The sequence below is a fragment of the Acinetobacter sp. 24-47-67 genome, assembly GCF_056779735.1.
Genome location: NZ_JBWYIK010000051.1, coordinates 1 through 244, shown reverse-complemented (window position 1 = coordinate 244; position 244 = coordinate 1). Strand labels below are relative to the sequence as shown.

1 protein-coding gene is annotated in these 244 nt (G+C 43.9%); it reads right to left on the bottom strand.

The window, feature by feature from the left end; translation table 11 throughout:
* Nucleotides 1–244: CoA-transferase (locus tag AC1M9K_RS14640; RefSeq protein ID WP_481589657.1), on the bottom strand; the 244-nt coding region annotated here is incomplete at both ends.

Below are 244 nucleotides of genomic sequence, written 5' to 3'. Positions count from 1 at the left end.
AATGAGTTTGGCACCCGTCATCGATTGAAGCTCTTCAAAAGATAAGCCTTCAACTTTCTCAATGACTTTCATGCCATCTGCCGTCACATCAATCACACAAAGGTCCGTATAAATGCGGTCCACACATTTCAAACCTGTCGCAGGATAAGTCAGCTCAGCAACGATTTTAGGTTCGCCTTTTTTAGTGACATGATCGGTGGTAATAAAGACTTTTTTCGCACCCACGGCTAAGTCCATTGCACCA